Source organism: Streptococcus sp. ELY_90, assembly GCF_058314475.1.
In genome coordinates, this window is the sequence record NZ_JBZFUJ010000008.1 from 67,530 (window position 1) to 81,039 (window position 13,510).

Consider the following 13,510-nt stretch of genomic DNA (forward strand, 5'->3'; position numbering starts at 1 on the left):
TTGGCTTTGATCTCTATCAAGTTCCTGATTTGGCAGAGATTCTTTGTTTGCACCAAAGTGAAAGCTATCCTATCAGATGCTGCCTACCTGCAGCAGATGTGTTTCCGGCAAATCATAGATGGAGGAAATTATGGAATATATTAGTTTAAATACAGGGGCTAAGATGCCCATGGAAGGGTTCGGTGTTTTTCAAGTGACCGATCCGGATATTTGTAAGCAGTCTGTACTGGATGCTATCAAAACAGGCTACCGGCTCTTTGATACGGCGGCAGTTTATGGCAATGAACAAGCGCTGGGAGAAGCAATCCGTGAGGCGATTGAGCAAGGGCTAGTCAGTCGGGAAGAACTTTTTATCACCTCAAAACTCTGGGTTCAGGATATGGACTATGACGCTGCCAAGAAGGGGATTGAGCGTTCTTTGGAAAATCTTGGCTTGGATTATCTTGATTTGTATCTGCTGCATCAGGCTATGCGTGATTATTTCGGCGCCTATCGTGCCTTAGAAGAGGCTTACCATGCAGGTAAACTAAAAGCTATTGGTGTTAGTAATTTCTATCCCAACGTTTTGACCAATTTTTGTGAGACCGTTAATGTCATTCCGGCAGTTAACCAAATTGAGCTGCATCCTTTTTTCATCCAAGAAGATGCTCTTGAGACAGCTAAACATTATGGTGTTGTAGCAGAAGCATGGGCTCCTCTGGGGGGCGGTCGGTATGAGGCTTTTGATAATGATGTTTTAAAAGCAATTGCCGGCACTCATCAAAAAACGGTTGGACAAGTCATGCTGCGTTGGAATGTTCAGCGCGGTGTGGTTGTCATTCCAAAATCAACCCACAAAGAGCGTATCGAAGAGAACTTTGATATTTGGGATTTCAAGCTGACTGATGATGAAATGTCTAAGATAGCTTCTTTAGATATGGGTTATGGAGATACGCGCACCAAGCACTTTGACCCCGATTTTGTCAGAAGTGTCCTCAATCTTAAAATTCATGATTAACATTCTATAAAAATTTTAAGAACAGCTATTCTTTTTAGGCGGCAAAGAGGCTGGCAAGCGGCCATTCGCCGTTCCGCCATCTTGCAGCCGCTGCTTAGAATGCTGGATGATCGAAAGCTGTCAGTAACGGCCAATACGCTAAGGCCAACTAAGAAACTGGCAGTTCAATTAAACAGAAAAGAAGGTAAATTTTATGACCATTAAACAAACTGCCGGACGGGACCGTTTAGGCGATTTTGCACCAGAATTTGCTCATTATAACGATGATATTCTTTTTGGTGAAAATTGGAACAATGAAGATATTGATTTAAAAACAAGAACGATTATTACGGTCGTTGCGCTTATGTCATCAGGAATTACGGATTCTTCTTTGAAGTACCACTTGTTAAACGCTAAAAATAACGGTGTCAGCAAAGAAGAAATTGTAGCTATCATTACGCACGCAGCCTTCTATGTCGGCTGGCCAAAGGGCTGGGCAGTTTTTAATCTGGCTAAAGAAATTTGGACAGACTGAGCTTAGCTCTGCTGCTGATTGAGAGCTGGCAAAGCTAGGAGAGAAGGACTGTTCTAGCAATTAAAGCTAGACTTGTCATCAGTATAGGAGTCTCAGCAGGAATCGGTGAAGCTTAAGTTAAAGGCTGAACTGTTAAAAATGGATTTTACAAAACGGATGACTCCTCAAGGGAAGCATTTCTTAGGAAAAACAGGGTATTATTTGATGGCAGCCGGAAGGAGAAAGAGATGGCCAAACCGATTTTTAGACTTTTTAAACTGGGATTAGATGAAGCTTATGCCGAAGACTATGCTCAAGTTGGTTATGATAATTTGACAACTTCTATTGAAAAAGAGGCAGGAACTCTTGCCATGTATGCTAATCATCTTAAAGATGACAGGGCCAGACAGATTGTTGTGGAACTCTATGCTGATGACGCTGCTTATCAGGAACATGCCGCTTCCGCGCATTTTCAGGCTTTTGCCGGTTTGGCAGCCCGAGCACTGACCAGCCGCGAAGTGATTGCTTTAGATGCACAAGCCTTGCTGGAAAAAGAGAAAGCCTTGCGTGTTTTTGAAGCCAATGAGCTGTCTGTCCATCTTGCCCACATCAAGGTGAGTGACAGCAAAGCCTTTGCGGCTATTGTCCTGCCGGAAATGCAGGCCAGCATGGAAAAAGAAGAGGGTGTTTTGGTTATATATGCCGGAACAGAAAATTCTGATACTGAGTCTTGGTATTTTTATGAAGTCTATGCTAATGAAAGAGCGTATAACAGTCACAAAGAAACTTTGCATTTTAAGGAATATATCAAGAAAAGCGCAGGTCTGGTGCTGACTAAAGACCTGCAAGAGCTGACAGGCGATATTTTGGTCAACCGTGGTTCTTAAGAGTTACCCAAGAAGTAAGGCCAGCTGCCTCACAGCAGCGAGAAAATGAAAGAGTTTGAGACAAAAGTCCCAAACTCTTTACGGTTGGTATACTTAATGAATCATTTTAAAAACAAAAAGTCTGGCATTATTTTTGTGTCAGTTTTTGATAAAGACAGCCGCTGAGCAGAGCACATAGGATAATACCCAGCAAGTGCATGCTGATTTCAGACAAACTTGCAGGAATCATGACACTGTCAATATAAGACTGAGTTTTACCTTCGGCAAGGAGCTGGGCAATATAGGCTTTCGGTGCCAGCCACATGGTTAGAATCGGTGCCAGATTGCCCAGAGAAAAAACAGTATAGGAAACCAGATTGCGGCTCTTACTGCTGTATTGACCGGACTTGGCAATGCAGTCGGCCGCAAGGGCACAGAGGATATTGGGGAGTGCCGCACCGACAAAATGTCCGGATGCCAGAAAGAAGAGGGACATCATGGCGCCAAGGGCAGTAATAGGACCGAAAGTCTCAGTTTTTCTAATCAAACCAAGATAGACCCAGCCGGCAAAAAGGGCAGACATGGCAGGCGTGTGGGCCATATTGGTAACTTTAAAAAGGACTAAGTCAATAGCAGTCGCTAAGCCGACGCAAAGGAAGTAAAGAAGCATGGCTTGGGCTGTTGTCAGTAATCGTTTTTTATTCACGTTAATCTCCTTAGGATATGATATAGTTTTATCTTATCATACGGGTCTGTATTTGGCTAGAGGCTGATCTTTCAGAGCCTGTCAGTTTCACTTATAATCAACCTTAGTCCTAGAGATTTCAGGTTATTTATAGTAGACTAAACTATAGAAATAAAATGCTTAATTGGGGATTGGGCTATGAAAACACTTGATTTACATGACTTTACTTGGACGCGTCAGCCGGCAGCTGTTACTTACGGTTCTTCGGATATTCAAGTCACAACCGCTCCGCATACAGATCTCTGGCAGAAGACCTATTACCACTTTATCAATGACAATGCGCCTGTTTTTCTGGCGCCGGTAGATGAGCAGTACTTTTCATTTACGGTTAAGACAAGCTTTGCGGACAGTCACCATCGTTTTGACCAATGCGGGGTCGTGCTTTACCAAGACAGTGAAAACTGGATCAAGGGTTCTATTGAATATGAAAATGATGATTTCCAGCATTTAGGCAGTGTGGTGACCAACCACGGTTATTCAGATTGGGCGACGACTGAGATTCCGGCCAGCACCAAAAGCATGTGGTACCGGCTCAGCCGCAGGGAAAGTGACTTTCTGATCGAATGCTCTGAGGATGGCAAGACCTTTCGCCAGTTGCGAATTTGTCATTTTTATGAGGGAACAGGTACCGTCTATATTGGAGTTTATGCCTGCTCACCAGAAGATTCTTCTTTCACGGCTGTCTTCTCAGATTTTAGTCTGACAGACTGCCAGTGGGCCGCCCACGACGGTCAGGCACCGAATATGTAGCTATTTCAAGTCATCAGTTCCAAACAGCTGAGGTGCTGTCGGTTTAATCTGAAAATTGATTTTTGTCTCAGTAACTAAGTAAAATACGAACATTAATTATTTAAATTATTATATTTTTAGACAAAAGAGGGGTATTTTTATAATATAGCTATGGAAGGGTAAGAAATTGCCTAGCGATGCTCTGAAAGCTGTATCGGTTGCCGGAGTTATAGGAAGGTCATCATAGTAATGCTGCAAGCTGAAGGTGACCGTTTGATATACTCAAAAATCCTCTGTCAGTTTAGCGGCTGAAAGAGGATTTTTTATGTATAATGATTTGCCCGTTTTTGATTATGAAGACATTCAGCTGATCCCCAACAAATGTATCATCGACAGTCGATCTGAGGCTGATACGACAGTGACACTGGGCAAGCATCAATTCAAACTGCCTGTTGTCCCTGCCAATATGCAGACCATTATTGATGAAGATGTGGCGGAGATGCTGGCAAAGGAAGGCTATTTTTATATCATGCACCGTTTTAATGAAGAAGCTCGTAAGTCCTTTGTGACGCGCATGCATGCTCAAGGGCTGATAGCTTCCATCTCAGTTGGGGTCAAGGATTATGAATATGGCTTTGTCAGCAGTTTAAAAGATGATGCACCGGAATATATTACCATTGACATTGCTCACGGACATGCAGATAGTGTCATCAAGATGATTAAACATATCAAGTCCGAGCTGCCAGAGACTTTTGTCATTGCTGGTAATGTCGGAACACCTGAAGCGGTTCGTGAACTGGAAAATGCAGGTGCAGATGCGACCAAGGTCGGCATCGATCCAGGAAAGGTCTGCATTACCAAGGTCAAAACAGGCTTTGGAACCGGCGGTTGGCAGTTGGCGGCCCTTCGCTGGTGTGCCAAAGCTGCACGCAAACCCATTATTGCAGACGGCGGTATCCGCACCCATGGCGACATTGCCAAATCTATCCGTTTTGGCGCAACGATGGTTATGATCGGCTCACTGTTTGCCGGCCATATCGAAAGCCCGGGTAAGCTGATAGAAGTAGATGGCAAGACCTTCAAAGAATATTACGGTTCTGCTTCGGAATATCAAAAGGGTGAACACAAGAATGTCGAAGGCAAAAAAATTCTTCTGCCAACTAAGGGATATCTCAAAGATACTCTGCTTGAAATGGAGCAGGATCTTCAAAGCGCTGTCTCTTATGCCGGCGGACGTGATCTGGAGAGTTTGCTGCATGTTGATTATGTCATTGTCAAAAACTCAATCTGGAATGGCGATGCTATCTAGGATATGAAAAAAGAGAGTGGAATAAGGACTTACTCCAAAACAAGAATACTGGACGAGTTTTTATCCACCCTCTTTTTCCAATTTCTAAAGATTTTCTTTGAGAAACGTTAAAAAGCTTTGGACAACCCGTGCCAACTGGCTGTACCGCTTCCAGATAAGATGAAGGTTAATATCCGGCAAATCATCAGTCAAAGGAATAAAGACCAAAGGACTGGTTGGGCTATCGGTATTGACGAGGTTGGGCCAAGCAATCGCAATCCCCATGCCGGACTCGACCATGAGACTAGCATTGTAAACCAGATTAAAGGTAGCAGCCAGCTTTGCTTTTTTGCCAACCTTTTCAAGAAATAAATTTCTGGCTTCCTTCTGATTGGTGATAATAAGGGGGTAGGGCTCAAGGTCCTTCAGGTGGAGACTCTTTTTGCCTGCAAGTAGATGATCTTTCGGCAGGAGAACACCCCAAGTTTCCTGAGACGGCAAGGTCATGCTCTTGAATTGTTCATGATTGACATCGCGCGTAACGATCCCTAAATCCAGGATACCGGCATTAATCTTTTCAATAATATCATCGGCATTTCCGCTGGTCACATCAAATCTGGTATTGGGGAATTTCTCTTGGAAAGCTTTAGCTTGGTCAATGATGGTTTTAACAGATCGTCCTTCTGCAGCACCGATAGCGATCGGACCTGAGATGGGGCCTTTATCGATTAGATTATTGGTGGTTCTATCAACCAGGGCTAGGATTTCTAAGGCCCGATTGTAGAGGTAGTGACCATCCTCAGTCAGACTTACTTCACGGCTCCCGCGATAGAGGAGCTGGGTACCAAGCTCCTCTTCTAAATCCTTCATTTGGCGTGATAGGGTTGGCTGTGTGATGTGACGTTGCTGGGCAGCTTTGGAAATCGATTTTTCTTCAGCGATAGCTACAAAGTATTGTAAAACACGTATATCCATAGTTAGTCATAGTCCTTTCTAAACTAGTATACCATGAAAATTCAATATATGCTTAACAGGCATTCTATAAATACAATATAAGTATTTGTAATATCTAAAATGAAGGGTTATACTGTATTTACAAACAAAGAAAACAAGGAGAAAGATAAATGACTGAACAACGATTTAACCTGACACAGGAATGGGATAAGGTCTTTCCTAAGAGCAATCACGTGAATCACCAAAAGGTGACTTTCCAAAATCATTTTGGCATCACTTTGGCTGCTGATTTATATATTCCTAAAAATGCTGATGCTAAATTACCGGGACTTGCCGTAGCCGGACCTTTCGGGGCTGTTAAAGAGCAGTCTTCAGGACTTTATGCTCAAGAAATGGCAGAGCGCGGCTTTGTAACGATGGCTTTCGACCCGTCCTATACTGGCGAATCCGGAGGTTTTCCACGCTTCATGCAATCACCGGATATCAACACAGAAGATTTTCAAGCAGCAGTTGACTATTTGAGTACCAGTGACTTGGTTGACGCTGAAAAGATTGGCATCATTGGGATCTGTGGTTTTGGCGGGATTGCCCTCAATGCGGCGGCTATCGATCCCCGTATCAAAGTGACTGTGGTCTCTACCATGTATGACATGTCGCGAGTAGCTGGCAATGGCTACTTTGATGAAGGGGATAATGAAGAAGCTCGTTACCAACAACGTTTGAGCCTAGCTAAGCAACGGACAGCTGATTATAAGAATGGCAGCTATGCCCTTGCCGGTGGTGTTGTGGATCCCTTGCCAGATGATGCACAGCAGTTTGTCAAAGACTACTATGCCTACTACAAACAGCCTCGCGGTTACCATGCCCGCAGTGTCAATTCAAATGATGGCTGGGCTGTTCAAGCCAATACCAGCTTTGCTAATACGCGTTTTCTCTACTACAGCGATGAAATCCGAAACAGCGTTCTCTTAGTGCATGGTGATGCTGCCCATTCTTATTATATGGGTAAAGACGCTTTTACCAAACTCAAAGGGGATAACAAAAAGATGATTACCATTAAAGGGGCAAGTCATGTTGACCTTTATGACCAAAAGGACAAGATTCCTTTTGAGGACATCGAAAAGTTTGTCAAAGAAAACCTATGATCAAGCGTCTTTTCTTCTCGTGTCTTATCTGCTGGACGGCCGCTGCCTTATGTGCCTGCCGCCAGCCAAGAAAAGCAGCAGCGCCTGATTCAGCAGGCAAACAAGCCCATTCGGTAATAAAAGGTAAGGAGGACAGCATGGCAGATCATATTATTCTCAGGGTTAATCACCAAACGCTTACTCTGGAATTAGAGGATAATCAGGCAGTCAGCACGCTGGTCAATAACCTCTCACAAGGCGATATTAAAATGACTCTGTCAGATTACGGCGGTTTTGAAAAAGTGGGAGACTTGCCTTTTTCTCTGCCGACGGAGGACACCCAGCAAACGGCTGAAGCTGGGGACGCCATGCTCTATCAGGGGGACAAACTGGTGATTTTCTATGGTTCTAACAGCTGGTCTTATACGAAACTTGGTCATATTTCCGGCTACTCAGGTAAGGAGTTACAGCAGATATTGGGGCAAGAGAAAGTGACCCTCAGTTTGTCTTTAAAGAACTAGATACTGTAAAACTTACCTGACTAATAAATAGTAAAATAGGATTGGAAACATATTGGTTCCAGTCCTTATTTTCATGATATCGTACGGTGACTTTCAGTGTTTAGTTACAGTCAACACAGTATCAAGTTTCCTGAACTTCCTAAATAACTTGTGAAATGTTAAACTTGATTTATCAGAATAAGGAGGCGCTTTCATTATGAAAAAATTAACAGATACGGTGACTTTTCGCCATGGCGCAAGTATCAAAACGCGGACGGCTCAGTCGCCCATGCTGACCAACAGCGGCTTGGACGAAAAGGTAACTCAGGACACCATTGATTATTATGCAGCACGCTCGCAGTCTGCAGGCATGGTTATTGTAGAATATACCAGTGTCAGTCCAAATGGCGGTCCCTCACGCTCATGGGCAAAAGACCGTGAACAGCTAGCCATTTACAACGATGATTTTAAGCCGGGCTTTGCTAAAATTGCTGAGGTTCTTAAAAAAGATGGCAATAAGGCCATTTTGCAGCTGGTGCATTCCGGCCGGGAAGCTCAGTACCGCCATGTCCTCGGCGGCCGTGTTGAAGTGCCGTCCGCAATCGATTTTCCTTGGATTGACTACCCTTTGCATGAATTGACTGAAGATGAGGTCTGGCAAATTGTCAAAGATTTTGGTGCTGCGACCAAACGTGCGATCGACTGCGGTTTTGACGGTGTTGAAATTCATGGTGCCAACCACTATCTCCATCAGGAATTTTTCTCGGCTTTTTCCAATCTTCGTACAGATTTCTGGGGCGGATCGCTGGAAAAACGCATGAATTTTGCTATTGAAGTGGCGCGTGAAGTGTTCAAGGTTGCCGAAGAATTTGCTCCCAAAGATTTTATTATCGGCTACCGCATCAGCCCGGAAGAAATCCATGGCGATAATGTCGGCTACACCTGGCATGAGTCGCAGCAGCTGGTTAAAAAGCTGACGGAAACCTTTGAATTTGACTATGTTCATCTCTCAACCAATGATTACACATCGACTCCTGCTGATTCGGATAAGAATTTTGCCCAATTGCTGGGTGAAGGGATTCAGGCACCAACTTTAGAGCTAATTGCCGGCGGTATTCACAACGTCGAAAAAATGGAAGATGCCCTGAATTATGTGGATATTGCAGCGCTTGGCCGTGCAACGCTGATTGATCCGCAAATTGCTCATAAATTGCAAACGGGTCAGGCAGATAAGATTTTCTTGGAATTTAATGAAGAATCGGTTAAAAATTCTCATCTGACACCGGGCTTGATTGATCTGCTGGCAAATGCTGAATACTTTGCCATGCCGGGTATGGATTATCTGAAAACTCTGTCAACAACCAGTCTTGATGATGTTGTTACCCACGATGGTACCCAATAATACTGCCTTTTATAACCAGATTTTGGCTTGTCGGATCTAGTTTGTCTGTTTTTGGTAAAAGAAAAAAGAATACAGCCAAAATCAATTTTTGTGTTTTGCTGTATTCCTTTTTTATTACTTTATTCAATAAGTTTAGACTGTTGACGTATCGAGTCACTGTCTTAAGTGTTTAAAATTTGTATCTCAGACGTGATGTCTGCCATTAAGGCTTGAGCTTTGCTTGATAACATGTGGTTGGGATTTGTCAGCCAGCCGAGTTTAAAATTATCATCAATAAGATGACCGATATCAATACTGACAAATTCTGAAAAGTCGGTACTGCTGGAGAGGCTGCTTTGCAGGGTTCTGCCAAAGCAGACGGTATTGAGTTTGCTGATAGCTTCTTTCATAGCCCAGGCATCGTCAACGCGCAGGACAAGCTGCAAAGGACCGCCTTGAAACTGAAGGCGCTCAAACAAAATATCGTGAAAGCGGTCATTAAAAAGACTAAATTTTTGGGTTTTTAAATCCTCCAGTGTAATAGGCCGCTTTAATCGGCTCAACGGATTGTTTGGGGAACAGATGAGCTTTAGCTTAGTGTCGCAGACAGGTGTGAAAATCAGATGCTGCAGCAAGTCGTCATCACTTTGTTTGATGGCAATAAAACCAGCATCAATTTCCTGACTGTGAAGGCGCCTGATGATAGAATCCAGCTCGTGGCAGCTGATGTCAAACTGAACGTGGCTGTACTTAGTATGAAAATCCCTGATAAAAGGTGTCATAAAGGGTTTTAACAAGGTATTCATATAATGAACAGCCACTGTTTGATAATCATGAGCAGTGATTTGTTTGGCAGTACTCTCAAGATTATTTTTATGCCGCAGAATATCGGAAATCGAAGCTAGGAGCTGCCGGCCATCTTTCGTCAGATAAGTTCCTTTAGCCGAACGTTCAAAAAGTTTGACACCCAATTCGTTTTCCAGCTGAGTGATGGCCAGACTCAGACCGGATTTGCTGATGTGGAGTGCATCGGCAGCTTTTTGCATGGAATGGTGCTGTGCTAAAATTTCGGCATAGAGCAGTTGTTCAAAAGTCATGACAAATCCCTCAAAAATAGACAGTGCCAGCGGCAGAGCAAGTTTTAGCGCTGCTGCAGCACTGGTTATATGAATACAGCAACAGAACAATTGGAACCATCTTTGCATTCAGCAGAAGATGGTTTTTATTTTGATTGGATACTGGCTGAAAAAGTATCCAGTAAAACTCTGCCTAAAATATAAAGCGGCAGGCGGGAATGCACCTCGAAATCCGGGAAATAGGACAGTTCTGTTTTAAAGCCGTATAGTGTTAATCCGGCAAATTTAGCCAGACTTCCGGATTTGTTAGCGGTGATTAATAGATTGGGAATCTTGTTTTTTTGGCAGTTTTTGGCTGCCGCAACAAGAGATGCGGTCTCACCGTTTAAGGAAATAAAGAGAACAAAATCATGCAGCGACAGCTGTTTGCTGACAGGCACAATGATATTTGGATCGGTATGCATCTCACAGTATTTATGCAGCAGCTGAAATTTCACCAGCATCTCATTGCCCAGCATTTCAGAAAACCCTCTGGCAAAAATAATAATCCTTTTAGCTGCAGTCAGCTGAGGAATGGCTCTTTCCAAGGCATCGACATCAAGCATATTTAGGGTTCTGACAACCTCCTGATAATTTTTGACGATGGAATGCTTGGTATCTATGGTCATTTTTTTACTGTCAAGGATGTTGAGCTGATCTTTCTTTTGAATAAGAATAGAATGTTTAAAGTCAGAAAAACCGGTATAGCCTTTCTTCTGAAGGGTTCTTGTAATCGTGGCATTTGAAACATTGGCTGCTTCACTGAGCTCGGAAATGCTGTAATCTGCAATAGAACCGGTATTTTTAGTGATATAAGACCAGAGATAGTTTTCGGTATCTGTCAGCTTTGTTGGTTTGTTCATGACAACTCCTGAAAATCGTTTCAGACTTCCCCTTATTTTTGGAAACACTTTCAACAATAAAATAGTAAGATAAGGACTGTAAAAAGATTATATCAAAAAAACGAGAGGAGGGAAATAATGTCGAGGATTTACACGTGTACGATGAACTTGGCTATTGATTTGTTTATCGAAACTGAGCACATGCTGGCCTCAAAAGTGAATCGTACCTTATCCGACGATGTTCAAGCCAACGGGAAAGGGGTCAATGTTTCCTTTATCATGAAGCAGCTGGGCATTCCGACAACGGCTATTGGCTTTGCAGGCGGTTTTACAGGCAAGTTCATTGCTGATACCTTAGTGTCTAAAGATATCGGGGCGCAGTTTGTTGAGGTTGACGGTCTCACCCGTATCAATGTCTTTACCAAAGTAAATGCCGATCACAAAGAATTCAAACTGGTTAACCGGGGTCCGCTGGTCGGTACAGAGGCTCAGAGAAAACTTTTAGAACAAATCAAAAGTTTCGAGGAGGGAGATTATTTGGTCGTCTCAGGAAGCCTGCCTAGAGGAGTGGAGCCTGAAATTTTGACAGAAATCGCTAAAATCGGTAAGAAGAAAGGCCTGCATCTGATTTTCGATGTCAGTCACCCGACGATTTTGGAGAGTTTAGCCTACAGGCCTTACCTGCTGAAACCCAATGAAGAAGAGCTGGCCGACTGGTTTGGCAAAGAATCGCTCAGCCACAATGAAGTCATTGACTGTGCTAAGGAACTGGTAAAGCGAGGCGCCCAAAACATTCTGGTTTCACTGGGCGGAGCAGGTGCTGTGGCTGTGAATTCAGCTTTGGATGTCTTTGAATGCAACGCCCCGCAAGGTGAAGTCGTCAATACAGCCTGTGCAGGTGATACCCTGCTTGCAGCCTTTTTAGCAGGCTTGATCAAAGAGGAGACCATTGCTGCTGTATTGCCGAGAAGCGTTGCGGCCGGCTCATCGACAGCTTTTCGAAGCGGCTTGACAGATTTTAGCGATGTTGAATTATTGCAAAAACAAATTAAATGTCATCAGATATAGGAGTTAGAAAATGGCAAAATATAAAATTATTGCAGCAACTGGCTGCCCGACAGGAATTGCTCATACATTTATGGCACAGGAAGCTTTGGAAAAAGCAGCAGCTGACAGAGGGGTCAGCATCAAAGTTGAAACGCATGGACAAGTTGGTGTGGAAAATGCCCTGTCACCGGAAGAAATTGCTGCAGCAGATGCGGTTATCATTGCAGCGGATAAAGACGTTCAAGCCGAGCGTTTTGCCGGCAAGCGCCTGATTGAAGTATCTGTAGCAGACGGTATCAAAAAAGCCGATCAGTTAATTGACGATGCTCTTGCCGGCAAAGGCCGTATTAAAGAAGGCAAGCAGCAAAAAGAATTCTCAAAAAGCAAAGATAATCCTGGGCAGGAAAGTATCGGCCGCCAGATATATAAACATTTAATGAACGGTGTTTCGCACATGCTGCCCTTTGTTGTAGCCGGCGGTGTGCTGGTAGCTGTTTCCTTTCTCTTTGGAATTTATTCCGCTGACAAAAGCAGCGCTCAGTATAACTGGTTTGCAGCCCTTTTAAAAACCGATATTGGCGGTGTGGCCATGGGCATGATGACGCCGGTCTTAGCTGCCTTTATTGCTGAGTCCATTGCCAAACGTCCAGGCTTTGTAGCCGGTCTTGTAGCCGGTTTGATGGCGGCAAACGGCGGTTCCGGATTTTTGGGAGGAATACTCGGCGGTTTTGCTGCAGGTTACATCGTTTTAGTCTTAATGAAAGTATTCAGCGGTCTGCCAAAGTCATTAGATGGCTTGAAAGCAATTTTCCTTTATCCTGTGTTTGGTGTTTTGCTGACAGGTCTTGTCATGGCCCTCATTAATTCTCCGATGGTATGGGTGAATACTAGCTTGATGAAGTGGCTGGCTGACTTTGAAAATGCCAATCCGCTGGTTTTGGGTATTATTATTGGCTGCATGAGTGCTTTTGATATGGGCGGACCTGTTAATAAGGCGGCCTATGTTACAGGAACAGCCCTTTTGGCGCAGGGAAATACCTCCTTTATGGCCGGAGTGTCGGCGGCTTGTATTGTACCGCCGTTAACAACCTTTGTTGCGACCGCTCTTTTTAAAGATTCCTACAGCGCTGAAGACCGTAATGCCGGCTTAGCAAATCTTATTCTGGGTTCTACCCATATTACTGAAGGCGCCATTCCTTTTGCTGCCAAAGATCCGCTGCGCAACATTCCCACTCTTATGCTAGGCTCATCCATAGGAGCTGTTCTGACTTATATGTGGAAGGTGAAAGTACCTGCTCCGCACGGCGGCTTTTTGGTCCTGCCGGTTGTTACGCACGCCTTTCTCTGGGTACTGGCTATCGCCATCGGTGCCGTGGTTTCAGGCATTCTTATGGGTTTTATCCAAAAATCAAAAGTTAAGAAAGCATAA

14 protein-coding genes are annotated in these 13,510 nt (G+C 43.9%); 10 read left to right on the plus strand and 4 right to left on the minus strand.

The features are described from left to right. Positions 1 to 130 precede the first annotated feature (130 nt). The 3 genes from AC4HAF_RS06335 to AC4HAF_RS06345 all read left to right on the plus strand — a co-directional run bounded on the left by AC4HAF_RS06335 (position 131) and on the right by AC4HAF_RS06345 (position 2,377). Positions 131 to 997, plus strand: coding sequence for an aldo/keto reductase (locus AC4HAF_RS06335; protein WP_491097108.1), 867 nt, complete (start codon positions 131 to 133; stop codon positions 995 to 997). Positions 998 to 1,190: 193 nt separating this feature from the next. After that, positions 1,191 to 1,511 (plus strand): carboxymuconolactone decarboxylase family protein, encoded by a 321-nt coding sequence (locus AC4HAF_RS06340; RefSeq protein ID WP_491091245.1) that lies wholly within the window; start codon positions 1,191 to 1,193, stop codon positions 1,509 to 1,511. Between the two features lie 227 nt (positions 1,512 to 1,738). Then, entirely contained in the window at positions 1,739 to 2,377 is a 639-nt protein-coding gene (locus AC4HAF_RS06345; RefSeq protein WP_491097109.1) for a putative quinol monooxygenase, read from the plus strand. A gap of 127 nt (positions 2,378 to 2,504) precedes the next feature. Here the strand turns inward: AC4HAF_RS06345 and AC4HAF_RS06350 are convergent, their stop codons facing one another. After that, on the minus strand, positions 2,505 to 3,062 hold the full coding sequence (locus AC4HAF_RS06350) for an MptD family putative ECF transporter S component (RefSeq protein ID WP_491097110.1): 558 nt from the start codon (positions 3,060 to 3,062) through the stop codon (positions 2,505 to 2,507). A gap of 177 nt (positions 3,063 to 3,239) precedes the next feature. Here AC4HAF_RS06350 and AC4HAF_RS06355 point away from each other — a divergent pair, with 177 nt between their 5' ends. Further along, positions 3,240 to 3,851 carry a DUF1349 domain-containing protein gene (locus tag AC4HAF_RS06355; RefSeq protein WP_491097111.1) on the plus strand — a complete coding sequence of 204 codons (612 nt, stop codon included), beginning with the start codon at positions 3,240 to 3,242 and terminating at the stop codon, positions 3,849 to 3,851. A 304-nt stretch (positions 3,852 to 4,155) separates the two neighbouring features. Then, complete coding sequence (gene guaC, locus AC4HAF_RS06360) at positions 4,156 to 5,139, plus strand: GMP reductase (RefSeq protein ID WP_491097112.1); 984 nt, start codon at positions 4,156 to 4,158, stop codon at positions 5,137 to 5,139. 84 nt (positions 5,140 to 5,223) lie between these two features. Here guaC and AC4HAF_RS06365 read toward each other — a convergent pair whose 3' ends face one another. Then, positions 5,224 to 6,093: a LysR family transcriptional regulator gene (locus tag AC4HAF_RS06365; protein ID WP_491097113.1), complete on the minus strand. Its 870-nt coding sequence runs from the start codon at positions 6,091 to 6,093 to the stop codon at positions 5,224 to 5,226. Between the two features lie 149 nt (positions 6,094 to 6,242). Between AC4HAF_RS06365 and AC4HAF_RS06370 the strand changes: the two genes are divergently transcribed. The 3 genes from AC4HAF_RS06370 (at position 6,243) to AC4HAF_RS06380 (ending at position 9,098) form a co-directional block, all read left to right on the plus strand. Continuing rightward, a complete protein-coding gene (locus AC4HAF_RS06370; protein ID WP_491097114.1) occupies positions 6,243 to 7,217 on the plus strand; it encodes an alpha/beta hydrolase in 975 nt (324 codons plus the stop codon). A 137-nt stretch (positions 7,218 to 7,354) separates the two neighbouring features. Continuing rightward, positions 7,355 to 7,717 (plus strand): cyclophilin-like fold protein, encoded by a 363-nt coding sequence (locus AC4HAF_RS06375; protein WP_491097115.1) that lies wholly within the window; start codon positions 7,355 to 7,357, stop codon positions 7,715 to 7,717. Between the two features lie 196 nt (positions 7,718 to 7,913). Beyond that, a complete protein-coding gene (locus AC4HAF_RS06380) occupies positions 7,914 to 9,098 on the plus strand; it encodes an oxidoreductase (protein ID WP_491097116.1) in 1,185 nt (394 codons plus the stop codon). A 161-nt stretch (positions 9,099 to 9,259) separates the two neighbouring features. Here the strand turns inward: AC4HAF_RS06380 and AC4HAF_RS06385 are convergent, their stop codons facing one another. Both AC4HAF_RS06385 and AC4HAF_RS06390 read right to left on the minus strand, forming a co-directional pair. Beyond that, the gene (locus AC4HAF_RS06385; RefSeq protein ID WP_491097117.1) at positions 9,260 to 10,174 is read right to left on the minus strand and encodes a LysR family transcriptional regulator; all 915 of its coding nucleotides are present in this window, start codon (positions 10,172 to 10,174) and stop codon (positions 9,260 to 9,262) included. Between the two features lie 125 nt (positions 10,175 to 10,299). After that, positions 10,300 to 11,055 (minus strand): MurR/RpiR family transcriptional regulator, encoded by a 756-nt coding sequence (locus AC4HAF_RS06390; protein ID WP_491097118.1) that lies wholly within the window; start codon positions 11,053 to 11,055, stop codon positions 10,300 to 10,302. Between the two features lie 117 nt (positions 11,056 to 11,172). Here AC4HAF_RS06390 and pfkB point away from each other — a divergent pair, with 117 nt between their 5' ends. Next, positions 11,173 to 12,102 carry a 1-phosphofructokinase gene (pfkB, locus tag AC4HAF_RS06395; RefSeq protein ID WP_491097119.1) on the plus strand — a complete coding sequence of 310 codons (930 nt, stop codon included), beginning with the start codon at positions 11,173 to 11,175 and terminating at the stop codon, positions 12,100 to 12,102. 10 nt (positions 12,103 to 12,112) lie between these two features. After that, positions 12,113 to 13,510: a PTS fructose transporter subunit IIC gene (locus tag AC4HAF_RS06400; RefSeq protein WP_491097120.1), complete on the plus strand. Its 1,398-nt coding sequence runs from the start codon at positions 12,113 to 12,115 to the stop codon at positions 13,508 to 13,510.

Excerpts from the sequence above, each read along its gene's own strand:
- AC4HAF_RS06370 (WP_491097114.1), top strand. The coding sequence starts at position 6,243 with ATGACTGAACAACGATTTAACCTGACACAGGAATGGGATAAGGTCTTT.
- AC4HAF_RS06400 (WP_491097120.1), top strand. The coding sequence starts at position 12,113 with ATGGCAAAATATAAAATTATTGCAGCAACTGGCTGCCCGACAGGAATT.
- AC4HAF_RS06390 (WP_491097118.1), bottom strand. The coding sequence starts at position 11,055 with ATGAACAAACCAACAAAGCTGACAGATACCGAAAACTATCTCTGGTCT.
- AC4HAF_RS06375 (WP_491097115.1), top strand. The coding sequence starts at position 7,355 with ATGGCAGATCATATTATTCTCAGGGTTAATCACCAAACGCTTACTCTG.
- AC4HAF_RS06385 (WP_491097117.1), bottom strand. The coding sequence starts at position 10,174 with ATGACTTTTGAACAACTGCTCTATGCCGAAATTTTAGCACAGCACCAT.
- pfkB (WP_491097119.1), top strand. The coding sequence starts at position 11,173 with ATGTCGAGGATTTACACGTGTACGATGAACTTGGCTATTGATTTGTTT.
- AC4HAF_RS06345 (WP_491097109.1), top strand. The coding sequence starts at position 1,739 with ATGGCCAAACCGATTTTTAGACTTTTTAAACTGGGATTAGATGAAGCT.
- guaC (WP_491097112.1), top strand. The coding sequence starts at position 4,156 with ATGTATAATGATTTGCCCGTTTTTGATTATGAAGACATTCAGCTGATC.
- AC4HAF_RS06365 (WP_491097113.1), bottom strand. The coding sequence starts at position 6,093 with ATGGATATACGTGTTTTACAATACTTTGTAGCTATCGCTGAAGAAAAA.
- AC4HAF_RS06380 (WP_491097116.1), top strand. The coding sequence starts at position 7,914 with ATGAAAAAATTAACAGATACGGTGACTTTTCGCCATGGCGCAAGTATC.
- AC4HAF_RS06340 (WP_491091245.1), top strand. The coding sequence starts at position 1,191 with ATGACCATTAAACAAACTGCCGGACGGGACCGTTTAGGCGATTTTGCA.
- AC4HAF_RS06335 (WP_491097108.1), top strand. The coding sequence starts at position 131 with ATGGAATATATTAGTTTAAATACAGGGGCTAAGATGCCCATGGAAGGG.
- AC4HAF_RS06355 (WP_491097111.1), top strand. The coding sequence starts at position 3,240 with ATGAAAACACTTGATTTACATGACTTTACTTGGACGCGTCAGCCGGCA.